Genomic DNA, 26,093 nt, shown 5'->3' on the forward strand with positions numbered 1-26,093 from the left:
CGCACGGGACCGGCGTCCGGCCTGGCTACTTTGACCGTATGACGCGTACGGAGTACCGCTGGCTGCTGCCGTCGGCGATGGCCGACCCCGAACTGCCCGGAGACCGGGGCGGCCGTTCGCGGCGCACCGTGCGGGACTGGGTCGTCGACATCCACGCGTTTGTCTGCGCGGTTCTTGTCGGCATGCTCGCGGTGACGGCGATCGATGCCGACCGCACCACGTCGGACGGTGTCGTGTTCGTCGACTGCCTCGTCGGCGCGGCGGCCTGCTGCGCCCTGTGGGTGCGACGCCGGTGGCCGGTCGGGGTGGCGGTGGGCCTGGCCCTGGTCTGCGCGGTCGAGCCGGTCGCCGCGGGCGCCCTGCTCGTGGCCCTGTTCAGCGTGGCGGTGCACCGCCCGTTCCGGCCGGCGGCCGGTGTCCTGGCGCTGACGGCGGCCCTCTCGCCGGTGCAGCCGTATCTGCGGCCCGACCCGGAGACCTCGTTGGTCGAGTCCGTGTCCGTCAGCCTGTTGCTGTACCTGTTGGTCCTCAGCTGGGGGATGGTCGTACGGTCCCGACGCCAACTGGTCGCCACCCTGCGCGAACGGGCCCGCCGGGCCGAGACCGAGGCGGAACTCCGCGCCGAACAGGCGCAACGGCTGGCCCGGGAGGCCATCGCCCGCGAGATGCACGACGTCCTCGCCCACCGGCTGACGCTCCTCAGCGTCCACGCGGGAGCCCTCGAATTCCGTCCCGATGCCCCCAAGGCCGAGGTGGCACGGGCCGCCGGTGTCATCCGGGACAGCGCGCACGAGGCGCTCCAGGACCTGCGCGAGATCATCGGAGTGCTGCGCGGGCCCGGCGAGAGCGACGGCGACCGGCCGCAGCCCACGCTCGCCACCCTGGACTCGCTGATCGCCGAGTCCCGGCTGGCCGGCATGAAGGTCAGCGTCGACAACCGCGTCACGGACCCCGCCGCGACACCCGCCGCCACCGGCCGGACGGCCTACCGCATCGCTCAGGAAGCCCTGACCAACGCCCGCAAACACGCGCCGGGCGCCGAGGTCGAGGTCGGCGTGGCCGGCGGTCCGGGCGAGGGGCTGACCGTCGAGGTGCGCAATCCGGCGCCCGAGGGACCGTTCGAGCGGGTTCCCGGCTCCGGCCAGGGGCTGATCGGCCTCCGGGAGCGCGCCGCCCTGGCCGGTGGCCGCATCGACCACGGGCCCCAGCCGGACGGAGGGTTCGCCGTCCGGGCCTGGCTGCCGTGGCCCTCGTCCTGAACACCGGCCCGGAGCTCGCGCCGGTACGCGCCCGGACATGGCCCGGAGCCCGTGTCGCCATGGGCCCGGACGTGGCCAGGACCGCCTTTGGACCGGGGCCGGAATCCGCCCGGCGGCCCGAAGCGTCCGCCGGTCCGGTGGCCCTGAACGCGCGTCGCACGACCTACGGTTGTCGTCATGACGACCCCGACCCCCATGGATCCCGTGGCACAGCCGGTCCGGCTGCTCATCGTCGATGACGACCCGCTCGTACGGGCCGGGCTCACCCTCATGCTCGGCGGCGCCGACGACATCGTCGTCGTGGGGGAGGGGGCCGACGGTTCCGAGGTCGCGGCCCTGGTCGACCGGCTCGGCCCCGACGTGGTCCTGATGGACATCCGGATGCCGACCATGGACGGGCTGACGGCCACGGAAGCGCTGCGGGCCCGGCCCGACGCCCCGGAAGTCGTCGTCCTGACCACGTTCCACGCCGACGAACAGGTGCTCCGGGCCATTCGCGCCGGGGCTGCGGGTTTCGTCCTGAAGGACACGCCCCCGGCACAGATCGTCGACGCCGTGCGGCGGGTTGGGGCCGGCGACCCGGTGCTGTCACCCGCCGTGACCCGTCGGCTCATGGCCCATGCCGCCGGTGCCGGTGCCGGTGCCGGTCCGGGGAGCGCGCGGGGTGAGCGGGCGGACCGTACCGACCGGGCACGGCGGCGGATCGCGACACTCGCCGACCGGGAACGCGAGGTCGCGATCGGCGTCGGACGTGGTCGTTCCAACGCCGAGATCGCGGCCGAGCTGTATCTGAGCGTCGCGACCGTGAAGACACAGGTTTCCAGGATTCTGGCCAGATTCGGCTTCAACAACCGTGTGCAGATCGCGCTGTTGGTCCACGACGCGGGCCTGCTCGACGATGACCACGGCGGCGGCGGTGGCGTTGCCGACGGCGATGGCAACGGCGACGGCGACGGTGCCGACAGGCCGTACCATCCATTCGCCTGACCTCCTGACCGTCCTCCATCGTCCAAGTCGGGGTCCATGCACGGTGTTTCGGCCGATTTCCTGCGCGACGGCGATGCCGAATCGATCAGAAGGGCCGTGGAAGATCGAAGCCGCCGTAGGGTGAACCGGTCGCTCTCCAGTGATTGAACCGATCAGACCGGGAGGGGCGATCCCATGTCCGACGTCGGCAGCCTTGTCGATCTCGATCTGCGTGAAGTCGAAGATTTCACCGCGAACCCTTATCCGTCCTACGAGAAGCTGCGTGCCGCGGGCCCCGTTCACACCGTACGTACCGACGAGTTCGAGCGGATCTGGCTCGTGGTCGGATACGACGAGGCCCGCGCGACCCTCGCCGACCCGCGGTTCTCCAAGCAGTGGCAAGGACGCATCGAGTGGCCCGAGGGCAACGATCCGATCTTCGCCAACATGCTGGAGCTGGACGCCCCACGCCACACCCGGCTGCGCAAGCTCGTCACCCGGGAGTTCACCGCGCGCCGGATCGAGGCACTGCGTCCGCGCGTGCAGCAGATCACCGACGAACTCCTCGACGCGATGGTTCCCGCGGGGCGCGCCGATCTCGTGGACGCGCTCGCCTTCCCGCTGCCGATGACCGTGATCTGCGAGCTGATCGGTGTGCCGGACCTGGACCGCAACGCCTTCCGTCGGCTGTCGAACGCCATCGTGACCCCGACCACGCCCGATCAGGAGCGCGAAGCCGTCACCGCCATGGGCGCCTACCTCGGTGAGCTCATCGAGGACAAACGGCGCTCGCCCGGTGACGACCTGATGAGTGCGCTCGTCAGGACCCGCGACGAGGAGGGGGACGCGCTGTCGCCCGAAGAACTCGTGGGCATGGCCTTCCTGTTGCTGGTTGCCGGGCACGAGACCACCGTCAACCTCATCTCGAACGGGGTGCGGGCCCTGCTCGACCATCCCGGCCAACTCTCCGCCCTGCGTGCCGACTTCGACCTGATCGACGGTGCGGTCGAGGAGATGCTGCGGTACGACGGCCCGGTGGAGACCTCCACGTTCCGCTTCCCGCGCGAACCGGTCGAGGTCGGGCGGCGCGTCATTCCGGCGGGGGAGCCGGTGCTGGTCTGCCTGGCGGGTGCCGACCGCGACCCCGACCGCTATCCCGAGCCGGACCGTTTCGACATCCGTCGTGAGACCCAGGGGCATCTGGCCTTCGGTCACGGCTCCCACTTCTGTCTGGGGGCGTCACTGGCCCGGATGGAGGGCCGGATCGCGATCCGTACGCTGTTGGAACGGTGCCCCGGCCTCGCGCTGGACGAGGAGGCGTGGCGCCCGGACTGGCTTCCCGGCATGCTGATCCGCGGGGTCCGGTCCCTGCCCGTCCGCTGGTGAGAGAGGATTCCGTCATGACCGAACTCGATCTGAGCATGGCGCGCAAGGTTCTTGAGAGTCAGCCGTTCAGCGGGCTCGTAGGGGCACGGATCACCGCCTTCGGGTCCGGCGCCGCCACGCTGGAAGTGGACATGAGTCAGGAACTCCGGCAGCAGAACGGCTTTCTGCACGGTGGCGTCCTGGCCTACGCGGCCGACAACTCGATCACCTTCGCCGCCGGGACGACCCTCGGCCCGGCCGTACTGACCGGCGGCTTCTCCATCCAGTACGTGCGGCCCGCCACCGGCCGCACCCTGGTCGCCCGCGCGGAGGTCGTGCACACCGGACGGCGGCAGGCCGTGGTCCGGTGCGACCTGCTCGCGGTGGGGGAGGACGGGGCGGAGACGCTCTGCGCGGTCGCCCAGGGCACGGTCCTCTCCGTCACGTAGCAGTGACGGAGCATCACAAACCCATATGATCGAGGAGGGTTGGCGTCCTGCGGCGGCGTGTCACCTCGGGGCGCCGCCCCCGGTCCGGTCGGCCATCCCGTCGGACACCTCCGTGATCCCCACGGGGCGCCGCTCCCTGCGGGACACCTCGCACGCCTCCGCGATCAGCAGCGCATGCCATGCCTCCCTGCCGTCGCACGGGTTGGGCAGCTCGCCCCGCACCAGCCGGACGAACGCGTTCAGTTCCGCCTCGTACGCCGGGGCGAACCGTTCGAGGAAGCCCGGCCAGGGGTTCGGTGGCGCGGCGGGGCCCAGTGGTTCCGCCGACGTGACCGGTGTGCGGTCGTCCAGCCCGACCGTGATCTGCCCCTTCTCACCCGCCAGTTCCATGCGTACGTCGTAACCGGCGCCGTTGCAGCGGGTGGCCGTCGCCGTGGCCAGGGTGCCGTCGTCGAGGGTCAGCAGCGCCGCCGCCGTGTCCACGTCACCGGCCGCCCGGAACATCGCGGGCCCGGCGTCCGACCCGACGGCGTACACCTCCGTCACCTCGCGGCCCGTCACCCAGCGCAGCATGTCGAAGTCGTGCACCAGGCAGTCCCGGTACAGCCCGCCGGAGAGCGGCAGATACCCGGCGGGCGGCGGCGCCGGGTCCATGGTCATCGCCCGCACGGTGTGCAGCCGGCCCAGCGCCCCCGAGCGCACCGCCTCGCGCGCCGCGCCGTACCCCGCGTCGAACCTGCGCATGAAGCCCATCTGGAGGACGCTCCCCGCCCGCTCCACCTCGCGCAGCGCGCCGAGCGTCCCCGGCAGGCCGAGTGCGATCGGCTTCTCGCAGAACGCGGGGAGCCCCGCCCGCGCGGCCCGCCCGACCAGCTCCGCGTGCGACGACGTGGCCGAGGCGATCACCACGGCGTCCACCCCCGCGCCGAACAGCTCGTCGGCGCCGTCCGCGCGCTTCGCGCCGAGGTGGTCCGCGACCCGCGCGGCGCGCGCCCCGTCGGTGTCGGTCACCACCAGGGCGTCCACCGCCGGGTGGCGGGCCAGCACACCCGCGTGGAAGGAGCCGATCCGACCGGTGCCGATGAGTCCGATGCGCATGGACCCAACGTGCCGCCCACCCGTGACGCTGTCAACCATATGTCAGGACAACAGCACAACAGCGTGACAGGACGACGGGGCGACAGGACTACAGGACACCGGGGCAACAGGACGCCACGACGGCCGGACGACACGACGACAGAACGACGTGACGACAGAACGACATGACTACCGGAGGTTCTGACGTCGGCGTTACCCTCCACGCGTGTCCAAACCCACCGCCGACCCCGCCGCACTCGAACTCGGCGTGGACCGCGCGAGCCCGGTGCCCCTGTACCACCAACTGGCCCAGCAGCTGGAAGCGGCCGTCGAGGAGGGCCGACTCGCCCCAGGCACCCTTCTCGGCAACGAGATAGACCTGGCCTCCCGGCTCGGCCTGTCCCGGCCCACCGTCCGCCAGGCCATCCAGTCACTGGTCGACAAGGGGATCATGGTCCGCCGCCGAGGCGTCGGCACACAGGTCGTGCACAGCGGGGTCGGGCGCCCGCTCGAACCGAGCAGCCTGTACGACGACCTGGAGGCCGCGGGCGGACACCCCACGACCCGCGTCCTGCGCAACACGCTGGAGCCCGCCGGTCCCCGGGTCGCCGACGCCCTCGGCGTCGCGGAGGGCAGCGACGTCCACCTCGTCGAGCGGATCCGGTACGCGTACGACGAACCGCTGGCTCTCCTGCGCAACCACCTGCCGCCCGGAACCGTCGACCTGGACACCGCGCGGCTGGAGAGCACCGGCCTCTACCGGATGTTGCGCGGCGCCGGCATCGCCATGCACAGCGCCCGCCAGTCCATCGGCGCCCGCCCGGCCACCGCGGAGGAGGCCGCCGTGCTCGCCGAGACCGAAGGGGCCGTCCTGCTCACGATGGAACGCACCACCTTCGACGACACCGGTCGGGCGATCGAATGCGGGTCCCACCTCTACCGGGCCTCGCGCCACTCCTTCGACTTCCAGCTGCTCGTACGGTGACGGCGTCCTCCGGTTCGTCCGTCCGGTGACGGCTGCTCCCGGCCGGCTCGTACGGTGACGACCGTCACGCCCGGGGCGCCGCCCGCGGGCAGCAGGCCGGCCGCCCGGTATCGGCCGACCGCCGTCGGACGGATCGTCGACGACCGTCACGCGGACCGTTGACGCCGGGGCGGCCCGCCGCTACAACTGCCCTCGGGGCGACCGGACACCCGCGCCTTCCGGCCCGTCCGCCGCCGCCCGGTACCACGTACCACAGCGGGAGAGGGCCCACCGAGCACCGCCCCAAGACCCTCCCGCGTCCCGCACGGCACACCCCGCGCCGACGCCTGTGCCCCGCCCTGCCGGGCGGTCCCGTCGTCGACTCGGGGATACTTGGCCAGCCGGGCCGGGGGCGACACGCCTCCGGCCGACCACAGGGCACAGCGAGCAGCACAAGAAGGGCACGGCGTCGTGGCAAGGGTTCGGACAGGGGTACGTGCGATGGGCGCCGTGCTTGCGGCGGTGCTCGCGGCCTCCCTCGCGGGATGCAGCAGCACCGGTGGCAAGCGGGCGGAGGAGCGCGCGGCCCGGGCCGCCGCCGAGGGCCGCGCCGCGGTGGACACGCCCCGCTGGACCTTCGCCATGGTCACCCACTCCGGTGACGGCGACACCTTCTGGGACATCGTCCAGAGAGGCGCCGAGCAGGCGGCCGTCAAGGACAACATCAAGTTCCTGTACTCGCACCACGACGAGGCCCAGCAGCAGGCCCAGCTGGTCCAGGCCGCCATCGACCAGAAGGTCGACGGGCTGATCGTCACGCTCGCCAAGCCCGACGCGATGAAGGACGTCGTCGCCAAGGCCACCCGGGCCGGGATCCCGGTGATCACGGTGAACTCGGGCTCCGTCGAGTCCAAGCGGTTCGGCGCCCTCGCCCACGTCGGCCAGGACGAGTCCATCGCGGGGGAGGCGGTCGGCGACGAGCTGAACGCGCGCGGTCGCAAGAAGGCCCTGTGCATCCTGCACGAGCAGGGCAACGTCGGCCACGAACAGCGCTGTGCCGGGGCGAAGAAGACCTTCGACGGACAGATGCAGAACCTGTACGTCGAGGGCACCAACATGCCCGACGTCCAGGCGTCCATCGAGGCCAAGCTCCAGGCCGACAGGAGCATCGACGCGGTCGTCACCCTCGGGGCGCCGTTCGCGGACGCCGCCGTGAAGGCGAAGAAGACCGCGGGCAGCACGGCCGAGATCGACACGTTCGACCTGAACGCCAAGGTCGCCACCGCCCTGGAGGACAAGACCCTCGGCTTCGCGGTCGACCAGCAGCCCTACCTCCAGGGGTACGAGGCCGTGGACCTGCTCTGGCTGTACCGCTACAACGGCGACGTGCTCGGCGGCGGGCGCCCGGTCCTCACCGGTCCGCAGATCATCACGGAGAAGGACGCCGCCGCGCTCGCCCCGTACACGAAGCGGGGGACCCGATGAGCGCAACTGCGGATCCGGCCGCCCCGGCGGGCCCCGACGAACGGCTGCTGCGCACCTCCCCGCTGCGCAGGCTCCTCGGCCGTCCCGAACTCGGCTCGGTCGTCGGCGCCGCCGCCGTATTCGTCTTCTTCGCGCTCGTCGCCGACAGCTTCCTGCGCGCCTCCAGCCTCGGCACGGTGCTGTACGCGGCCTCCACCATCGGGATCATGGCCGCCCCGGTGGCGCTGCTGATGATCGGCGGCGAGTTCGACCTGTCCGCCGGGGTGCTGGTCACCAGCTCCGCGCTGGTCTCGTCGATGTTCAGCTACCAGATGACCGCCAACGTCTGGGTCGGCGTCCTCGTGTCGTTGCTGGTCACGCTCGCCATCGGCGCGTTCAACGGCTTCATGCTGACCCGTACCAAACTGCCGAGCTTCATCATCACGCTCGGCACGTTCCTGATGCTGACCGGCCTGAACCTCGGCTTCACCAAGCTGATCAGCGGAACCGTGTCGACGAAGACCATCGGCGACATGGAGGGCTTCGAATCGGCCCGCCGGGTCTTCGCCTCGCAGTGGACCATCGGCGGCGTCGAGTTCAAGGTCACGATCCTGTGGTGGGCCGTGCTCGTCGCGATCGCCACCTGGATCCTGCTCCGCACCCGTTTCGGGAACTGGATCTTCGCCGTCGGCGGCGAGGCGGACGCGGCCCGCGCGGTCGGCGTCCCGGTGATCCGCACCAAGATCGGGCTCTACCTCGGGGTCGCCTTCGCCGCCTGGGTCTCCGGACAGCACCTGCTGTTCTCGTACGACGTGGTGCAGTCCGGCGAGGGCGTCGGCAACGAACTGATCTACATCATCGCCGCGGTCATCGGCGGCTGCCTGATCACCGGCGGCTACGGCTCCGCGATCGGCTCCGCGGTCGGCGCCGTCATCTTCGGTATGACGAGCAAGGGCATCGTGTACGCGGAGTGGAACCCGGACTGGTTCAAGTTCTTCCTCGGAGCCATGCTGCTCCTGGCCACCCTGCTCAACGCATGGGTACGCAAGCGAGCGGAGGCGACGAAATGACGGCCCCCCTGGCACCGGCCGGCCGGGAGACGACCGGCCGGGCCCTCGTCGAGCTGGACCACGTCAGCAAGTTCTACGGCAACATCAAGGCGCTCACCGACGTCTCGCTGGAGGTCCACGCGGGGGAGATCTCCTGCGTGCTCGGCGACAACGGCGCCGGCAAGTCCACCCTGATCAAGATCATCGCGGGGCTGCACCGGCACGACGCGGGCAGCTTCCTGATCGACGGCGAACAGACCGTCCTCGTCAATCCGCGCGACGCCCTCGACCGCGGTATCGCCACCGTCTACCAGGACCTGGCCGTCGTCCCGCTCATGCCGGTCTGGCGGAACTTCTTCCTCGGCTCCGAGCCGACGACCGGCGCGGGCCCCTTCAAGCGCCTCGACGTACGGCTGATGCGCGAGACGACCCGCACCGCACTGCTGCGCATGGGCATTGACCTGCGCGACGTCGACCAGCCGATCGGCACCCTCTCCGGCGGCGAGCGCCAGTGCGTCGCCATCGCGCGGGCCGTCCACTTCGGCGCCAAGGTCCTCGTCCTGGACGAGCCGACCGCCGCGCTCGGCGTCAAGCAGTCCGGGGTCGTCCTCAAGTACGTCGCGGCCGCCCGCGACGCCGGTCTCGGCGTGGTCCTCATCACGCACAACCCGCATCACGCGTATCTCGTCGGCGACCGCTTCGTCCTGCTCAAGCGAGGCGCCATGGCCGGCAGCCACACCCGGGAGAGCATCACGCTGGACGAGCTGACCCGCCAAATGGCGGGCGGCAGCGAGCTGGAGGAGCTCAGCCACGAGCTGGAACGGGCGACGGAACCGGGTCGTCCGCAGGGGCCGGACCAGTCGTAGGACCGCGTCCGCGGCGGTCGGACCCCCGGCGGGCGCGCCCTCCGGCGCCGTCCCGGGGGTCCGGGCAGTGGCAGAATCGAGGCCGACGGGCGCAGTCCGCCGCCGGGGAGCACCCGCCCCCGGCCCCCCGACCCCGCAGGGACGATGAGCACGTACCGCGACTTCACCCACCGCGGCTCCGCCCGCGCCACCGTCCTGCGGACCGTGGGCACCCGCGAGCGCCGCTCGCACCTCACCGCGCCGAGAGTGCCCACCGTCGGCATCGACATCGGCGGTACGAAGGTGATGGCCGGAGTCGTCGACGCCGACGGCAACATCCTGGAGCAGCTGCGCGCCGAGACGCCGCACAAGTCCAAGAGCCCCAAGGTCGTCGAGGACACCATCGTCGAGCTGGTCCTGGACCTCTCCGACCGGCACGACGTGCACGCCGTCGGCATCGGGGCGGCCGGCTGGGTCGACGCGGACCGTTCCAAGGTGCTGTTCGCCCCCCACCTCGCCTGGCGCGACGAACCGCTGCGCGACGCCCTCGCCTCCCGCCTCGTCGTCCCCGTCATGGTCGACAACGACGCCAACACGGCCGCCTGGGCGGAATGGCGATTCGGAGCGGGCCGGGGCGAGGACCACCTCGTCATGATCACGCTCGGCACCGGCATCGGCGGCGCGATCCTGGAGGAGGGCCGGGTCAAGCGCGGCAGGTTCGGGGTCGCCGGGGAATTCGGCCACATGCAGGTGGTACCCGGCGGACACCGCTGCCCGTGCGGGAACCGCGGCTGCTGGGAGCAGTACAGCTCCGGCAACGCCCTCGTCCGCGAGGCCAAGGAGCTGGCCGCCGCCGACTCACCGGTGGCGCACGGCCTCATCGAGCGCGTCCAGGGCAACATCCCCGACATCACCGGACCGCTCATCACCGAACTGGCCCGCGAGGGCGACGCGATGTGCGTCGAGCTCCTCCAGGACATCGGCCAGTGGCTCGGCGTCGGCATCGCCAACCTGGCCGCCGCGCTCGACCCCTCCTGCTTCGTCATCGGGGGCGGCGTCAGCGCCGCCGACGACCTGTTGATCGGCCCCGCCCGGGACGCCTTCAAGCGACACCTCACCGGCCGCGGCTACCGCCCCGAGGCCCGCATCGTCAAGGCACAGCTCGGCCCGGAGGCGGGCATGGTCGGCGCAGCCGACCTCGCCCGGCTGGTGGCCCGCAGATTCCGCCGCACCAACCGGCGCCGCGTCGAACGGTACGAGCGGTACGCACAGATCTACGACCAGGCCGCGAGCACCATCCGAAACACCCGCAGCACCCGCACCTCCTAGGGATCGCCACAGACATGACCGCAGCCGAACACGTCGTCCTGCCGCGCCAGTCCCCGCCTCCCGACGACAAGCCGCCGCAGGACCGGCGCCGGACGATCCGACGCCGTCTGATCACCGCGACCATCATCGTGCTGCTCATCGGCATCCCGGCCGGCTATCTGCTGATCTCCGCCGGGCAGAGTCGGCGAGCGGGCCAGAACAAGGAGGCCGAGGCGGCGGCGCAGGGGCTCCAGGAAGGCTGGCCGTCGCGCTTGCAGCGCCGGATCTACGAGCTGCCGATGCCGGGCAACTCGCTGGACGTCCAGTACTACGAGACCAACAACTGGAAGGTCAGTCGGCTGTACGTGGAGTTCCGCACCACCTCCGCCGGACTCGACCGTTTCCTGAGCCGGCTGGGCAGCGGTCGCGCCGCGCTGGAGCCGGGCAAGGTGACCATCGGCGCGCGCGACCAGCAGATCTCCGGGTGGAGCTTCGGCCCCGGCATTCAGTGGGCGGGCACCACGCACACCAACAAGGGCCCGCGGCCCACCCAGGACATCACCGTGAACATGGCCGACCCGATGAACCCCGTCGTCTACGTCGTGTCCGCGGCGACCCCCTGAGCCGGGCCCCCGCTCACAGGCCCGAGGCCGCCGGGACGGGCCTCGTTCCGGATGGTGCCTTCTGCACCGTCTTGCCGAGGCCGTCCCCGAACATGCTCATCGTCGCCTTCTTCTCCTACTCGCCGGTCGGCGCCGACGGTGCCGCCCTTGATGTACCGGGCCGCCCCCGGCACCCCGTAGCCGGCGAGGTGCTCGGCTTCCCGGCGGATCGTGCACATTGGATACATGCACGTTGGGCAGCACATCGCCCGTGTACGGCAGCTCCGGCAGTCGCGCCATGCGCTGGTGGCGATTCCCCTGGTGCTGATCGCGGCGATCACCGTAGCGGACATCCGCACCCCTGAAACCATCCACCTCGGCCCGCTGCTCGTCGTAGCGCCTGCCCTCACCACCGCATTCGCCGGCTACCGGCTGACGGCACTGATCGGGGCACTGGCCGTGGGAGGCCAGAGCCTCATCGCCGTGTTCCAAGGCGGTTTCGACGAGAACCACATCGCGCAGCTCATCGGGCTCACGGTCTTGTCGGTCTTCGCCGTGGTCGTGTGCTTCGTGCGCGACCGGCGCACGGAGGAGCTGGCCCAGGTGCGGTCGGTCGCCGAAGCCGCGCAGCGGGCCCTCCTGCGCCCGCTGCCCGACCGGCTCGGCCCCCTGCACATCGCCTCCTCATACCTGGCAGCCGAGAAAGAGGCCTGCATCGGCGGTGACCTGTACGCGGTGGCGCGCACCGGCAGCCGAACCCGCGTGATCATCGGCGATGTCCGGGGCAAGGGGCTGGCCGCGATCGAGGAGGCGGTCACGCTGCTCGGCGCCTTCCGGGAAGCCGCCCACCAGCACGCCACCCTGCCCGCCCTCGCCGACGCCCTGGACCGCAGCGTCTCCCGCCACCTCACCCAGTTCCCGGAAGCGGACGAGGAGTCCCAGGAACACTTCATCACCGCCTTGCTGCTGGAGATCCCCGACCACAGCCCCGTGGCGCGGCTGACCCTCTGCGGGCACCCGCCGCCCCTGCTGCTCAGAAACGGCCGGGTGACCAGCCTCGACAGCCCCCACCCCGCGCCACCGCTGGGGGTGGTCGAGCTGGGGCCGGACATCCACACCGTGCGCACCTTCTCCTTCCAGGCCGGCGACACCCTCCTCCTCTACACCGACGGCGTCGCGGAGGCCCGCGACAGCAACCAGGCCTTCTACCCCCTGGAGCAGAGGGCCGCCCTGTGGACCAAGGCCGGCCCCAAGACACTCGTGCAGCGCGTCCAACAGGACCTCCTCGCCCACGCCGGCGGGGCACTCGGCGACGACGCCGCCCTCCTCGCCCTCCAGCGCACAACCGCGCCGCACACCAGATTCCACATCGGCGATCCGGCGGACGACGGCGTCCATGGGCAAGCCCATGAAGGCCCTGAGCAGGTCACACGCTAGTGCTGTGGCCGGAAAGGTTTGCCGGTGAACCTTTCCGGTCGCAGCACCAGGCCGGAGCCTGGTCGCGCCTGCCGATCGCCCTCGAGAGCGAGGAGCGCAAGGGCACGCCGTCGCCACGCCCCCCGTTCACCGAGTGGGACAAGACCTTCGGCCATGCCTGCCTCTGCGCGGCCATCGTGATGCCGTCCATCAGCCGCCGGCGCGGCCATACCCGCGGCCGGCCCGGCTCGATGCCCCGCGGCAGCAGCGGCTCGAGCCGAACCCACTGGCCGTTCCTCAGATCGCCACGCCCCACAAGACGTGATCACGAACGCACAAGATCTACATTTGCGGAGCCATGGGAAGGCGGCTCCACCTCCGCGTCGGGCCGCGCGGAAAGTGATCGCCCCGGGCGGGCGACCGGGATCCCGCCATCATGACCAGGTTCCGAGGTCACGGCAGCAGAGGCCAGACGGACAGCGGCCACCCAGTCGAGCGATGCCTACGAAGACCTGGAGCGAGAGCACACCGGGCTTCGCCGGTACTGCCGCCATCCGGAGAGCCGCCTGGAGATCCACGCGACGGCCCTCAACCGGCTCGCACGGGAGAACGCGGCTCTCTCCGGGCGCGATGCCGATGCAGCCAAGGCCGGAGCGCTGCCACGACGCCCTTGTCGCCGGACCTTGTAGAGCGGTTCCGGTCCACGGTTCACCGGGATCCGCACCGTCCGCATCAGTGCATACACGTAATGGGCCGCCCCTCCGAAGAGGAATGCGGCCCATCGGTCGTGGGGGCTTGGGGGCTGCGCGGTGATCGCGTCGGAGGCCGCGAAGACCACCGCGCAGACCGGTCGTCCGCGATTCGCAACGACGATCCAGGATTCCTGCCTCGCGTGCGGCCTGAGCGGGAAGACCTGCCCGCCCCTCGGGGTGCTGTGAACAGCCCCAAGAACTCCACCGGTCCACCGGCCGAGCCGATCCCGCCGCCCCGGCGTCGACAGTGTCGTGCCGGGGCAGCCGCAGCCGTCAGGTTCCGTCTTCCGCCGCCACCGGCTTGGGGATCAGGAAGGACGCCACGGTGGCGAGGCCCAGCAGGACGACGCCCGCGATCATGCCGGCGACATAGCCGTCGGTCGATGCCGGGTCGGCGGGCTGGAAAGCCGTCTGGACCGCGTAGAGCGCCGCGAAGCTGAGCCCGGCCCCGAGGTTGAACGCGCCGGCGTTCAGCCCGGGCAGGAATCCGGGGTTCTCACGGGGGGACAGCACGATGCCGAGGCCGTTGAGCACGATGTTGCCCACGCCCGCGTACGTGATGCCGACCAGGAGCGAGGCCACGAGCAGCAGGGCACGCGACTGGCCGCCCAGGGTGAGGATCATCAGGACGACGGAGGCGGCCGCGCCGATCAGGCCCAGACGCAGGATTCGGCGGTAACCGAAGCCGGCGGCGAGCCGGCCGGCGATGGGACCCATGGCGAGCCCGGCCAACGCATACGGCGTGAGCGTCCACCATGCGGACTGTTCGGCGGACATGCCGAGCCCTGCTTGTGCGTCCTGGGCGAACGCAGGGATCAGCCCGTTCATGACGGCGAACACGCCGGTCATGGTGAGCACGGTGGTCAGCAGCGTCGCCCAGGTCGCGCGCTGTCGCAGGTGCCGGGTGGCGACCAGCGGGTGCCCGCTCCTGTCCTCGGTCCGCCAGAACAGGGCGAAGGCGATCGCGGCGACGACGACGAGGACGGCGACGAGCAGCCAGTTCGCGGCGCCGAGCTTTCCGGCCTCGTTCAGGGCGATCAGCAGTGCTCCGACGGAGACGACCAGCAGTGCGACGCCGGGCCAGTCCATCCGGGACGCGGCGGCCGCCTTGGTCTCCGGTGTCATGGTGGCGACCAGGACCGCGGCGATCGCCGCCACCAGGGCCATCACCCAGAACACCGAGGCGAAGCCGTGCTTGTCGGCGAGGAACCCGCCGACGAGGGAGTCGACCCCGGCGATACCACCGTTGACGGCGGTGATCACGCCCAGCAGCGTGCCGTACTTCTTCGGCTCGGTGACCTCGACCCGCAGCATGATCAGGCACAGCGGCACCGTAGGCCCGGACACGCCCTGGATGATGCGGCCGACGAACAGCATCGGCACGTTCTGTGCCAGCGCGGAGACCACGCAGCCGATCGCCATGAGCACCATCATCGCGACCAGCACCCGGCGGCGGCCGATGATGTCGCCCAGCCTCGGCAGGAACAGCGAGAACAGGGCCGCGGAGGTGAAGAACGCGGTCTGGGTGAGCCCGATCTCGGCCGAAGTGGCGCCCAGGCTGTCCTCGATGCTCTTCAGGGCCGGGCTGAGCATGCTGGCGTTCAGCTGGAAGGCGAAGCACGCCATGAGGAGCGCGGCGAGCAGCACGCCCACCCGGACCGGACGCCGGTCGGTCACCGGCGTCGGTCCGTCCGGGACGGCTTTGGGACTGGTGGAGACGTTCATTCGGCGCCGTCACCGATCCGCGTCAGGGCGTCCACGACGAGGTCCCAGAAGCGCTCGTGGTCGAGCTTGACGGCGACCTGGGTGTGGCAGTCGGGCGGGGCGGGCGCCCGGAAGTCGGTCACGGTCATGCCGAGGGTCAGCCCACCGGTGAGCTCGATGTCCACCGGGGCCTTGCGCACCGTCATGACGGTCGGGTCGATGACGTAGGCGACGGCGCACGGGTCGTGCACCGGAGGGTGCTCGAAGCCCTGCGCCTCGAGGTAGGTGGCGCCGAAGAAGTCGAGCAGCTCGCCCACGAACGCGGCCGGCTTGGTGCCGACCGCGGCGATCTTCTTCCGCACCTCCGGGGTCGCGAGCGCCTGGTGGGTCAGGTCGAGACCCACCATGGTGACCGGCCAGCTCTCGTTGAAGACGATGTGCGCGGCCTCCGGGTCGATGATGATGTTGAACTCGGCGACCGCGCTCCAGTTGCCCTCGTGGTACCCGCCGCCCATCAGCACGACCTCGCGGACGCGGGAGGCGATGCGCGGCTCCTTGCGAACGGCGAGCGCGATGTTGGTCAGGCCGGCCGTGGGGACGATGGTGATCTCGCCCGGCTCATGGGACATCACCGTGTCGATGATGAGGTCCACGGCGTGGCGGCGGTCCAGCTCCAGGGTCGGTTCGGGCAGCACCGGGCCGTCGAGTCCCGACTCGCCGTGGATGTCCGGCGCCGTCTCGACGGTCCGCACCAGCGGCCGCGGACTTCCCGCGGCGAAGGGAATCCCGGTGATGCCGGCGATACGCGCCACGGACAACGCGTTGCGCGTCACCTTCTCCAGCGTCTGGTTGCCGACCACGGTGGTCACGGCGACCAGATCCACGTCCGGATTCCCGTACGCGAGGAGCATGGCAATCGCGTCATCGTGTCCGGGGTCGCAGTCCAGGATGATCTTTCTGGCCATCAAAAGAGCCCCTTCGCTCAGCTGAACAGTTTGAGGTGGATCTCGGCCAGCGCCGCAACAGGGCTACTGCACAGAGTGCGCCGGTACGGTCCCCCGACCGCCGTTGCGGTCCACGCCGGCATGCGGCGCCGACCCACGGGCGGGCAGCGAAACAGACGGGTACCGCGCACTCTTCCTTGATCACGCGGTAGGAAAACGTTGGGAAAACGATCTGGGAAATCGTTCTCCGAGAACTTTGCGCACCGACGCCCACGATGTCAATGGGTGAAGTCTTATCTCACGTTGTGACCCGTTTGGGACAGCGGATCGCAGTCTGGGCACGGGGAACGACCGGTGATAACGTTTGCCAACTCCCCGCAGGCATCCGCCCGCTTCACGCGGCCGGACCAGAAGAACAGGGCAGGCGATCCGAAGTGGCGGAAGTAACACTGCGAGACGTGGCTCGACATTCTGGCTGTTCCGTCGCCACGGTGTCCCGGGTGCTCGCCGGCAGCCGCCCGGTCGGCGCGGAAACCGCCCGGCGGGTACGTGCGGCCGTCGACAGTCTCGGCTACCGGCCCAACCACGTGGCCCGCGCGTTGCGCAGCCGCTCGACAGGCACCATCGGCCTCGTCCTGCCGCAGATCACCAACCCGTTCTACCCCACTCTGGTACGGGAACTGACGCGCGCGCTGCACACCCACGACCGTGCCGTGATCCTCGCCGACTGCGACGACGACCCGATGACCGAAGCGGCCCGGATCGACGCCCTGCTGGCCCGGCAGGTCGACGCCCTGCTCGTCGTCCCGGTCGACGAGAAACGCAGCGTGGCCGCGGTGACCGCCGCAGCGGCCCGGGTGCCGTTGGTGCTGCTGGACCGAGGCTGCGGCCCCGGCGTCGCCGACTCCGTGGTCGTCGACAACGCCGCGGGCATACAGCTCGTGCTGGACCACCTCGCGGCCGCGGGGCGTCGCCGTCCGTGCTTCGTCGGGGCTGCGGGCACCGCCTCTGCGGCGGTCGAACGCCGCGCCGCGTACGAGTCCGGCGTCGGCGCACTGGACCCGCAGGCGCCCGGACGTGTCGAACTCGGTGAATTCAGCGTCGAGTGGGGGCGGGCCGCGGTGGACCGGGTGCGCGCACACCGCCCGGACGCCATCGTCTGCGCCAACGACCTCATCGCCATCGGTGCACTGCAACGACTGCGACAGCTGGGAGTGGACGTCCCGGGCGAGATCGCCGTCACCGGCTTCGACGACATCCCCATGGCGAGCCTCACCGACCCCGGCGTGACCACCGTCCGCCAACCCGTTGCCGAACTGGCCGCGGAGGCCGCCCGGTTGCTGGACCGGCGGCTGACCGGCGAGAAGGCAGGCCCGAGCCGCACAGTACGACTCGGGCCGGAACTCGTCGTCCGCGGCTCCAGCACGACGGACCGCAGCGGTCCGGCCGACGCCGCGCCCGGCGCCGACGCGGCCTGGGCCCGGGAACCTGCCGGAAACCCGGCGTCATGACCGTGGTCGGCATCCGGGGCTGACCGGTTGCCGGCCAGGCGCCCCGATCTCCGCCTGCACGCATCCGGCACGCCGCACCGTGTGTCGTCCCGTCGGCACCCCGGCGGGACGACAGTTGGGCATTCCCGCTTCCTTCACAGCACGGAGACTTCCTCCGCGCTCGGGTAGGACTCCTGCGCGCCCTGCCGGGTGACGGCCACAGCACCGACCCTGACGGCGAACGCGGCGGCCTCGGCCAGTTGCTCTCCCAGGCCGAGCCGCCAGGCCAGGGCGGCGGTGAACGCATCGCCCGCCCCCGTCGTGTCCACGGCCTCGACCTTGGGGCTCGGTACGAGTACGACGTCACCCGTACGGCCGTCGGCGACGAGCGCGCCCGCCGCCCCCAGCGTGACCACGACCGACCGCGGGCCGAGCTTCAGCAGTGCTCGCGCCCACTCCTGAGGCGTGGCGCCGGCGGCTTCCCCCAGCATGTAGCGCGCCTCGTGCTCGTTGACGACCAAGGGATCGCAGGCGGCCAGCACGTGATCGGGCAGGGGTGCGGGCGGGGACGGGTTCAGAACCAGCCGGGTATCGGGGGACAGGGCACCGGCCACCTCGGCAACCGTCTCCAGCGGAATCTCCAGCTGGACGGACACGACGCGCGCCGCCTCGAAGAGGGGTCCGGCCGCCCGGATGTCCTCCGGGGTCAGCCGGGCATTGGCGCCCGGCGACACCACGATGCTGTTGTCGCCGGAGGGGTCCACGGTGATCAGTGCGACTCCGGTCGGCGCCCCGCCCACGAGGACGCCCTCGGTGTCCACTCCGGCGGCCCGCTGCGCTTCGAGCAGCAGGCGGCCGTGGGCGTCGTCGCCGACCCGTGCCAGCAGCGCAGTGGCGGCCCCGAGGCGGGCGGCGGCCACCGCCTGGTTCCCTCCCTTGCCGCCCGGGTGAACGGCAAGATCGGAACCGAGCACGGTCTCACCGGGTGCCGGCCGGCGTTCGACACCGATGACCAGGTCGGCATTGGCCGAGCCCACAACCAGCAGGTCGTACTGGTGGTGGTCGTTGACGTGCATTGTTCCTGCTTTCCGGGGTCGGACGCTGCTCAGGCGCTGTTCGGGAGAAGTCGGCAACATTCTTCTCGTTGACTACCTTGAACTGGCACCTCGACCATGCTAACGACCTTCTTTCCCTCTGCGGCTCGCACCGCGTTCTGCACGGCGTCGGCCCAGTTCCTCCGGCCGTGACTCCGGCCGGCTTCGTCTCCACCCGGGCACACGCCCCCGTCCGCGCGAAGAAGGGGGCGTCGATCGGCGAACTCCACCATCTCCCGCCGGGCGGAGCCCGGTTCGCGCGCCTTGGTCCTGCGTACGCCTTCGACGCGCAGCAACTCGTCCTGGGTGCTCACGGGCTGCTGCTCCGGTTCACCGCGGGTTCGCCGCACGAGCTGCGTACGACAAGGCGGGCGGGAAGGGTGACGGACTGCGGGGAGCGTCCCTCGACGATGTCGACCAGGGCGTGCACGGCGGCGCGGCCGAGTTCGCCGGTCGGCTGGGCGATCGCCGTGATCGGCGGATCGGTATGCGGGAACCACGGGATGTCGTCGAAGGCCGCCAATCCGATGTCCTGCGGGACGCGCAGTCCGCGCGCCCGGATCGCGTCCAGCGCGCCGAGTGCCATCAGGTTGTCGGCGGCGAACACGACCTCGGGCGGTTCGGGAAGCGTCAGGAAGCGCTCGGTGACACGGCATCCGCTGTCCGCCTGGAAATCGCCCTGGCCGATGTAGCTGTCGGGCAGCGCGAGTCCGTGCTCGCGCATCGCCTCGCGGAAGGCTTCGACTCGCTCGTCGCCCGTGGTGGTGGCGGCCGGGCCCGCGATGATCGCCAGCCTGCGGTGGCCGAGGCGGTGCAGGTGGGCGACGAGGTCCCGGACGGCGGCGCGGCCGTCGGTACGCACCACGGGCACGTCCACGCCCTGGATCCAGCGGTCGACGAACACCATCGGTGTGCCGCCCGCCGCCGCACCGAGCATGCACGGCGAACTGCCGTCGGCCGGGGAGACGAGGAGCCCGTCGATCCGACGGTCGAGGAGCGTACGGATGTGATGTTCCTGCAGGTCGGGGCGTTCGTCGGCGTTTCCGATGATGACGCTGTAGCCGAGCGCGCGGGCCTCCTCCTCGACGAAGCGGGTCAGTTCGGTGAAGTACGGGTTGAGTACGTCACTGATGACCAGGCCGAGGGTGCGTGTCTGATCGGTGCGCAGCGAACGGGCGACGGCGTTGGGCCGGTAGCCGAGGGCCTCGACGGCGGCGAGGACGCGTGTGCGCGCGTCGGGGCTGACGGAGGGATGGCTGTTGAGAACGCGAGAGACCGTGGCGACGGACACCCCCGCCTCGGCCGCCACATCCTTGATGCTCGCCATTCTCCGGACCACCTCCTCGCGGTTCCCGTGGCCTCGAAACCAGCGACCCATCGCAGTGGAATCGATTACATGGAAGATTGGAATCGATTACGTGACCGAAAACAAGACCTCACCCGGTAGCCGAGACCAGATCGTGACGAAGCGCCCGCCGCATCCGCGGCATTGCCGCCCGGTCCTTCCTCCTGCCTTCCGGATCGCCCACGCCGGCCATCGAAAACGCACCAACTGGCTCGGCACCCTCCAACTTGCCGACCGGACCGCCCGCCGCTGCGGGGATGTGCTGTCGTGGTCATCCACCACTGGAGGCACTGGGCCCGTTGCTGCGCGGGTCCGGACAGGCGGCGGGGCTGGCGCTGGAGGGGCCGGCTGATGCGGGATCGGCCGCTCGGACCGGCTCGCGGAGGCTCAGCGCCCTCGCCGAGGCCGCCGCAGGACTGCCGGTCCGTCTGGAGGTCATGGCCCCGATGGTCGCCGACCGGACCGACGCCGCCGCCTTCGCCGGCGCCTGCCGCCGGGCGGGGCTCACCGCGAAGACCGGTGCCATGGTGGAGATCCCATCCGCCGCGCTGCGCGCACACGCCACCTGCGGGAGGTCGAATTCCTCTCGCTGGGGGCCAACGACCTGGCGCAGTACACCTTCGCCGCCGACCGGCAGGTCGGCGCGCTCTCCCGACTGCAGGACCCGTGGCAGCCCGCACTGCTCGACCTGGTCGCGTCCGCGGCCGGGGCCGCCCGCGACGCGGGCCAAAGCTGCGGTGTGTGCGGCGAGGCCGCCTCGGACCCGCTGCTGGCCTGCGTGCTCACCGGACTCGGCGTCACCAGCCTGTCCATGAGCTCCGCCGCGATTCCCCACGTCCGCGCAGCCCTCGCCGCCCACAGCCTCGACCAGTGCCGCACGGCCGCCGCAGCGGCACGCGGCGCGGACACCGCCGACCAGGCCCGTAATGCGGCCGCGGCTGTTCTGCACGCCACCTGACAGTCCGTCACGGTGCCCCGCGCGCCGGCCCCACCGCCCTCGCAACACGAAGATCCGGAAGGACACCCATGCCCAGCATCCAGGTCACCGTCGGCGCAGCCGACGGCCTGCACGCCCGCCCCGCCTCCCTGTTCGTGCAGGCCGCTGCCCGCCGGCCGGTCAGGGTCACCGTCGCCCGCCCGGGCGCCGCGCCCGTCGACGCACGCAGCCTCCTCGCCGTCCTCACCCTGGCTGTCGGCCATGGCGAGACCCTCGAACTCACCGCGGAGGGCGATGCGGCGCCCGCCGCGCTGGACGAGCTTGCCACCTCCTCGCCTCCGACCCCGACACCGCCAAGCCGGCCTGGTTGACCGTTGAGCCTTGAGCCTTGGGCGTTGGCGGAGGCAGTGCCTCGGCCCTGAGCCCCCGAGGTTCCGGCAGCGCCGGTCCTGTCGTGGCGAGCGGCACAAGGGCCGTTAGGTTGGGACCGGTCATGTGGGATTTTGCGAGAGATGAAAGAGTCTGACGGGTGAGCGAGACACCACCGAACACCTTGCAATACCGCTTCGACGGGCCAGAAGACGCTCCGGTCCTGATCCTGGGCCCCTCACTGGGTACCACATGGCACATGTGGGACCGGCAGATACCGGAGCTCACCCAGCGCTGGCGGGTCCTCCGCTTCGACCTGCCCGGCCACGGCGGCGCCCCCGCCCGCCCGGCCGCCGCCGTCCCCGAACTCTCCGACCGGCTGCTCGCCACCCTCGACGCACTGGGTGTGCGGCGCTTCGGGTACGCGGGCTGCTCCATCAGCGGAGCGATCGGCGCCGACCTCGCGCTGCGGCATCCGCACCGGATCGCCTCGCTCGCCCTGGTCGCCGCCTCGGCCCGGTTCGGCAGCGCCGACGAGTTCCGCCAGCGCGGGGTGGTCGTCCGAACCAACGGGCTGGAGCCGATGGCCCGCACCGCGCCCGAGCGCTGGTTCACCCCCGCGTTCGCCGAAGCGCAGCCGGCCATCGTCGAGTGGGCCGTCCAGATGGTCCGTACCACAGACCCCGGCTGCTACATCGCCGCCTGCGAGGCCCTGGCCGCCTTCGACATCCGCGCAGGACTCGCCAGCATCACCGTCCCGACCTTCGTCCTGGTCGGCGCCGAGGACCGGGTCACCGGGCCGGGCGACGCCCGCACCCTGGTCGCGGGCATACCGGACGCCCGGCTCGCCCTCGTCCCCGGAGCCGCCCACCTCGCCCCGGTCGAACAGCCCGCGGCCGTCACCGATCTGCTCCTCACTCACTTCTCCACGGCCTGGCAGGACACCCTCGCCGGCATCCCCATGCCCGCCGACACCCCGCGGCTCTCGGCCCCCGTGCTGCCCGTCGCGGAGATCACCGCCGCCGAGCGGCCCGAGCCTCCGGCCGCCGGGCGGCCCGACCCGTACGACCACGGTCTGAAAGTGCGCCGCGAGGTGCTCGGCAACGCCCACGTGGACCAGGCCACGGGCGAGGCCGACGAGTTCACGGGCGACTTCCAGGAACTCGTCACGCGGTACGCCTGGGGCGAGGTGTGGACCCGAGAGGGCCTGGACCGCCGCACCCGCAGTTGCGTCACGATCGCCGCGCTGGTAGCCGGAGGGCACCTGGACAGCCTCGCCGCCCATGTCCGGGGCGCCCTGCGCAACGGCGTCGCACCGACGGAGATCAAGGAGGTGCTGATGCAGACCGCCGTGTACTGCGGCGTCCCGGCCGCGAGCGCCGCGTTCTCGGTCGCCCGGACCGTGATCCGGGAAGAAACCACGCCCCGGCCGTAGCAGGATGGACCCCATGAACGCCGTGAATCCCACGCACCTCACGCTGACCAAGAAGAAGCACTCCTGCGTCCGGCTGGAGAAGGAGGGGCGCACGCTGGTCGTCGACCCGGGCGGCTTCTCCGAGGAGGACGCCGCCGTCGGCGCCGACGCGATCCTGGTGACGCACGAGCACCCCGACCACTTCGACGAGCGGCGGCTGCGCGCCGCCCTGGAGGCCGACCCCGCCGTCGGGATCTGGACCCTGCGCAGCGTCGCCGACCGGCTCTCGGCGGCCTTCCCCGGCCGAGTCCACACGGTCGGTCACGGCGACACGTTCACCGTGGCGGGCTTCGACGTGCAGGTGCACGGCGAGCTGCACGCGGTGATCCACCCCGACATCCCGAGGATCACCAATGTCGGCTTCCTGGTGGACGGCTCGGTCTTCCACCCGGGCGACGCGCTCACCGTCCCCGACCACCCGGTCGACACGCTGATGCTCCCCGTGATGGCCCCCTGGAACAAGATCTCCGAGGTCATCGACTACGTGCGCGAGGTCGCGCCGCGCCGCGCCATCGACATCCACGACGCCCTGCTCACCGATCTCGCCCGGCCGATCTACGACAGCCAGATCGGTGCGCTCGGCGGCGCCGACCACGGCCGACTGGCCCCGGGGGACTCCACCGGCCTGTGACCTCCCGCCGGCCCGCGCCCGCCGGAGCGAAGGGCGCTAGGTTTACGTACATGCGCATCGCCACCTGGAACGTCAATTCGATCACCGCCCGGCTCCCGAGGCTGCTGGCCTGGCTGGAGAGCACCGGCACGGACGTGCTGTGCATCCAGGAGACCAAGTGCACCGCCGAACAGTTCCCCACCGAGCAGCTCCGCGAGCTGGGCTACGAATCGGCGGTCAACGCCACCGGCCGGTGGAACGGGGTCGCACTGGTCTCCAGGGCCGGTCTGTCCGATGTCGTGACGGGCCTGCCCGACGGCCCCGACTACGAGGGCGTGCAGGAGCCGCGGGCGATCTCCGCGACCTGCGGTCCGGTCCGGGTCTGGTCGGTGTACGTGCCCAACGGCCGCGAGATCGAGCACGCGCACTACGCGTACAAGCTGCGCTGGTTCGAGGCCCTGCAGAAGGCGGTCGCCGCGGACGCGGCGGGCTCGCAGCCGTTCGCGGTCCTCGGCGACTTCAACGTGGCCCCGACCGACGAGGACGTCTGGGACCCGGCCCTCTTCGAGGGCGCCACGCACGTCACCCCCGCCGAACGCGCCGCCCTCGCCGCGCTGCGCCAGGAGGGCCTGTCCGACGTCATGCCCCGTCCCCTCAAGTACGACCGCCCGTACACCTTCTGGGACTACCGCGAGCTGCGCTTCCCGAAGAACAAGGGCATGCGCATCGACCTCGTCTACGGCAACGCGCCCTTCGTCGGGGCGGTCCAGGACAGCTACGTCGACCGGGAGGAGCGCAAGGGCAAGGGCGCGTCCGACCACGCCCCGGTGGTCGTGGACCTCGGCTTCTGACGCCATGGACCGGGGCCCCGCCGTCGTCGCGCGGCCGATGTCAGTGGCCGCCGTTACGGTGGTTGTCGTCCTTATCCCGCTTGCTGGCTGCTTGCTGAGACCAGGACAGCCCCGCCCGTTCAGCGCCGGGCGGGGCCTCGGCCGTCCTCGGACCGGGTGTCCGCCTACCGGGCGGCGGGCACGCCGTCCCGGCTCCGCTCGGTGGCCGGGCGCGTCCCGAGCACGGTCCAGCCGGTGCCCAGCGCCAGGACCATCAACAGCGCGCTCACCCACAGCGGCGACCGGAAGCCGAACCCCGCGTCGATCGCGAGCCCGCCGAGCCACGGTCCGAGCGCGGCGCCCACATTGAACGCGGACGTCGCGAACGAGCCGGACAACGTCGGCGCGTCGGCCGCCAGCCGGAACACCCACGACATCAGCGCCGTCCCCGTGCCGAACGCGAGCATCCCCTGCACGAGGACGAGGAGCACCGTCGCGACCGGGCTGCCGGCGGTCAGCGCGAACACGGTCCAGCCGACGGCGAGCAGGGCCAGCCCGCCCGCGGTGAGTGCGACCGGCCGCGCGTCCACGACCCGCCCGGTGATGGTGACCCCGATGAACGAGCCCAGGCCGAACAGGGCGAGCAGCACCGGCACCCAGCCCTGGCCGAGCCCGGTGACGCGGGTGGCGAGCGGTTCGACGTAGGAGAACGCGCAGAACGTCGCTCCCTGCACGAGGGCGCTGGTCAGCAGCGTCAGCAGCAGCCGCGGACCCGTCAGGGCCCGCAGCTCGGTCCCGGCGGACGCCGTGGCGGACCGCGTCCGGCCCCCGGGGATCGTCCTGGCGATCACGACGGCGGCCGGGACGCAGACCAGCGCCACCGCCCAGAACGCCGACCGCCAGCCCAGGTGTCCGCCCAGCACCGCCCCGGCGGGCACCCCCGCCACGCAGGCGACGGTGACGCCCCCGACCACCACGGCCGTGGCGCGCGCCCGGGCCCCCGGGCCGACCAGGGACACCGCGGTCACCAGCGCCACGGCCCAGAAACCGGCGTTCGCGAGCGCCCCGACGACACGTGTCGCCAGGAGCACCCCGTAGTGCGGGGTGAGCGCCCCCACGACGTGGACGGCGCCGAAGACGCAGAGGAAGAACAACAGGGCGCGGCGGCGCGGCCAGCTCCGGCTGAAGAGGGCCATGAGCGGCGCCCCGGCGATCATCCCGACGGCGAAGGCCGAGGTGAGCAACCCGGCGGCGGGAATGGACACATGAAGGTCGGCGGCGATGTCCGAGACCAGACCGGACAGCATGAACTCTGACGTGCCCTGGGCGAAGACGGCGAGCCCGAGCGCGTATACGGCGAATGGCATGAAGGAACCCCATGAACGGCTGACGGATGGACCGGGTGGAGGGGTGCGGGCCGCGCCCGGACGTCGTGACGGGACGACGGTCGGCGACGCGGAAGACGTCCGGGTGTCCGGGACGGAACCGGCCGGGCGGTGAACGCCGGGACGGGAAACCCGCGCACGAGCGCGGACGGGGAAACGCGCGGCCCGCATGAGGACGGTCCGCGGCGGCAACCGGGCAGGAGCGGCACTCCCGGCGGCTACGGCCGCGGGGGCGCACTCGACTCCGACATGGCCACCGGGGGACCGGTGGCTAGCCTCTGTTCGCCTCGGGGCTGGACATGGCCGCGAAGCTACCAGCCGACGCCGGTGCGCCGCCACCCCGTTCCCGGTCCGCGGCCCGGTGCTGGGTGCGGGGCCCGTTCCCGGTCCCGTCC

The 26,093-nt window shown here is 71.6% G+C and carries 21 protein-coding genes and 2 pseudogenes; 17 read left to right on the top strand and 6 right to left on the bottom strand.

Features of this window, described 5'->3' with window-relative positions; all coding sequences use genetic code 11:
• The first annotated feature begins 38 nt into the window (after positions 1-38).
• From AMK22_RS06835 to AMK22_RS06850, 4 genes are all read left to right on the top strand, one after another.
• Positions 39-1,259 (top strand): sensor histidine kinase, encoded by a 1,221-nt coding sequence (locus tag AMK22_RS06835; protein WP_073782326.1) that lies wholly within the window; start codon positions 39-41, stop codon positions 1,257-1,259.
• Between the two features lie 177 nt (positions 1,260-1,436).
• Positions 1,437-2,246: a response regulator transcription factor gene (locus tag AMK22_RS06840; protein ID WP_107430485.1), complete on the top strand. Its 810-nt coding sequence runs from the start codon at positions 1,437-1,439 to the stop codon at positions 2,244-2,246.
• 174 nt (positions 2,247-2,420) lie between these two features.
• A complete protein-coding gene (locus tag AMK22_RS06845) occupies positions 2,421-3,611 on the top strand; it encodes a cytochrome P450 family protein (RefSeq protein WP_073782328.1) in 1,191 nt (396 codons plus the stop codon).
• A 14-nt stretch (positions 3,612-3,625) separates the two neighbouring features.
• A complete protein-coding gene (locus AMK22_RS06850) occupies positions 3,626-4,039 on the top strand; it encodes a PaaI family thioesterase (protein WP_073782330.1) in 414 nt (137 codons plus the stop codon).
• Positions 4,040-4,099: 60 nt separating this feature from the next.
• On the opposite strand, the gene AMK22_RS06855 is transcribed toward AMK22_RS06850, so the two are convergent.
• Positions 4,100-5,137, bottom strand: coding sequence for a Gfo/Idh/MocA family protein (locus AMK22_RS06855; RefSeq protein ID WP_073782332.1), 1,038 nt, complete (start codon positions 5,135-5,137; stop codon positions 4,100-4,102).
• Positions 5,138-5,342: 205 nt separating this feature from the next.
• Here AMK22_RS06855 and AMK22_RS06860 point away from each other — a divergent pair, with 205 nt between their 5' ends.
• From AMK22_RS06860 to AMK22_RS06890, 7 genes are all read left to right on the top strand, one after another.
• Positions 5,343-6,101 (top strand): GntR family transcriptional regulator, encoded by a 759-nt coding sequence (locus tag AMK22_RS06860; RefSeq protein WP_073782334.1) that lies wholly within the window; start codon positions 5,343-5,345, stop codon positions 6,099-6,101.
• Between the two features lie 450 nt (positions 6,102-6,551).
• Positions 6,552-7,565: a sugar ABC transporter substrate-binding protein gene (locus AMK22_RS06865; protein ID WP_443333273.1), complete on the top strand. Its 1,014-nt coding sequence runs from the start codon at positions 6,552-6,554 to the stop codon at positions 7,563-7,565.
• Positions 7,562-8,614 (top strand): ABC transporter permease, encoded by a 1,053-nt coding sequence (locus AMK22_RS06870; RefSeq protein ID WP_073782338.1) that lies wholly within the window; start codon positions 7,562-7,564, stop codon positions 8,612-8,614. The genes AMK22_RS06865 and AMK22_RS06870 overlap by 4 nt, the downstream gene beginning before the upstream one ends.
• Positions 8,611-9,459, top strand: a complete 849-nt coding sequence (locus tag AMK22_RS06875) for an ATP-binding cassette domain-containing protein (RefSeq protein WP_073782340.1) — start codon at positions 8,611-8,613, stop codon at positions 9,457-9,459. The genes AMK22_RS06870 and AMK22_RS06875 overlap by 4 nt, the downstream gene beginning before the upstream one ends.
• Before the next feature lie 144 nt (positions 9,460-9,603).
• The gene (locus AMK22_RS06880) at positions 9,604-10,767 is read left to right on the top strand and encodes an ROK family glucokinase (RefSeq protein WP_073782342.1); all 1,164 of its coding nucleotides are present in this window, start codon (positions 9,604-9,606) and stop codon (positions 10,765-10,767) included.
• A gap of 14 nt (positions 10,768-10,781) precedes the next feature.
• Entirely contained in the window at positions 10,782-11,369 is a 588-nt protein-coding gene (locus AMK22_RS06885) for a hypothetical protein (RefSeq protein ID WP_073782344.1), read from the top strand.
• A gap of 225 nt (positions 11,370-11,594) precedes the next feature.
• Positions 11,595-12,785: a PP2C family protein-serine/threonine phosphatase gene (locus AMK22_RS06890; protein WP_199883144.1), complete on the top strand. Its 1,191-nt coding sequence runs from the start codon at positions 11,595-11,597 to the stop codon at positions 12,783-12,785.
• 1,004 nt (positions 12,786-13,789) lie between these two features.
• Here AMK22_RS06890 and uriT read toward each other — a convergent pair.
• Positions 13,790-15,241, bottom strand: a complete 1,452-nt coding sequence (uriT, locus tag AMK22_RS06900; RefSeq protein WP_073782346.1) for a uridine transporter UriT — start codon at positions 15,239-15,241, stop codon at positions 13,790-13,792.
• Positions 15,238-16,185 (bottom strand): uridine-preferring nucleoside hydrolase UriH, encoded by a 948-nt coding sequence (gene uriH, locus AMK22_RS06905; protein WP_073782348.1) that lies wholly within the window; start codon positions 16,183-16,185, stop codon positions 15,238-15,240. Before uriH ends, uriT begins: the two co-directional genes overlap by 4 nt.
• A gap of 437 nt (positions 16,186-16,622) precedes the next feature.
• Here uriH and AMK22_RS06910 point away from each other — a divergent pair, with 437 nt between their 5' ends.
• Complete coding sequence (locus AMK22_RS06910; RefSeq protein WP_242433860.1) at positions 16,623-17,675, top strand: LacI family DNA-binding transcriptional regulator; 1,053 nt, start codon at positions 16,623-16,625, stop codon at positions 17,673-17,675.
• Between the two features lie 134 nt (positions 17,676-17,809).
• Here the strand turns inward: AMK22_RS06910 and AMK22_RS06915 are convergent, their stop codons facing one another.
• The gene (locus AMK22_RS06915) at positions 17,810-18,730 is read right to left on the bottom strand and encodes a ribokinase (RefSeq protein ID WP_073782350.1); all 921 of its coding nucleotides are present in this window, start codon (positions 18,728-18,730) and stop codon (positions 17,810-17,812) included.
• A gap of 328 nt (positions 18,731-19,058) precedes the next feature.
• Entirely contained in the window at positions 19,059-20,075 is a 1,017-nt protein-coding gene (locus AMK22_RS06920) for a LacI family DNA-binding transcriptional regulator (RefSeq protein ID WP_073782352.1), read from the bottom strand.
• 296 nt (positions 20,076-20,371) lie between these two features.
• On the opposite strand from AMK22_RS06920, the pseudogene AMK22_RS06925 reads away from it, so the two are divergent.
• The 5 genes and pseudogenes from AMK22_RS06925 to AMK22_RS06945 form a co-directional block, all read left to right on the top strand.
• A pseudogene (locus AMK22_RS06925) lies at positions 20,372-21,051 on the top strand (putative PEP-binding protein); the annotation flags it as partial.
• Between the two features lie 68 nt (positions 21,052-21,119).
• Positions 21,120-21,415, top strand: a pseudogene (locus AMK22_RS06930) (HPr family phosphocarrier protein).
• 144 nt (positions 21,416-21,559) lie between these two features.
• Positions 21,560-22,834, top strand: a complete 1,275-nt coding sequence (pcaDC, locus tag AMK22_RS06935) for a bifunctional 3-oxoadipate enol-lactonase/4-carboxymuconolactone decarboxylase PcaDC (protein WP_073782356.1) — start codon at positions 21,560-21,562, stop codon at positions 22,832-22,834.
• A 13-nt stretch (positions 22,835-22,847) separates the two neighbouring features.
• Entirely contained in the window at positions 22,848-23,504 is a 657-nt protein-coding gene (locus tag AMK22_RS06940; protein ID WP_073782358.1) for an MBL fold metallo-hydrolase, read from the top strand.
• Positions 23,505-23,554: 50 nt separating this feature from the next.
• Complete coding sequence (locus AMK22_RS06945) at positions 23,555-24,334, top strand: exodeoxyribonuclease III (RefSeq protein ID WP_073782360.1); 780 nt, start codon at positions 23,555-23,557, stop codon at positions 24,332-24,334.
• Between the two features lie 164 nt (positions 24,335-24,498).
• Here AMK22_RS06945 and AMK22_RS06950 read toward each other — a convergent pair whose 3' ends face one another.
• Positions 24,499-25,680: a Cmx/CmrA family chloramphenicol efflux MFS transporter gene (locus AMK22_RS06950; protein ID WP_073782362.1), complete on the bottom strand. Its 1,182-nt coding sequence runs from the start codon at positions 25,678-25,680 to the stop codon at positions 24,499-24,501.
• Positions 25,681-26,093 lie beyond the last annotated feature (413 nt).

Source organism: Streptomyces sp. CB01580 (assembly GCF_001905795.1).
Taxonomy (GTDB): Bacteria; Actinomycetota; Actinomycetes; order Streptomycetales; family Streptomycetaceae; genus Streptomyces.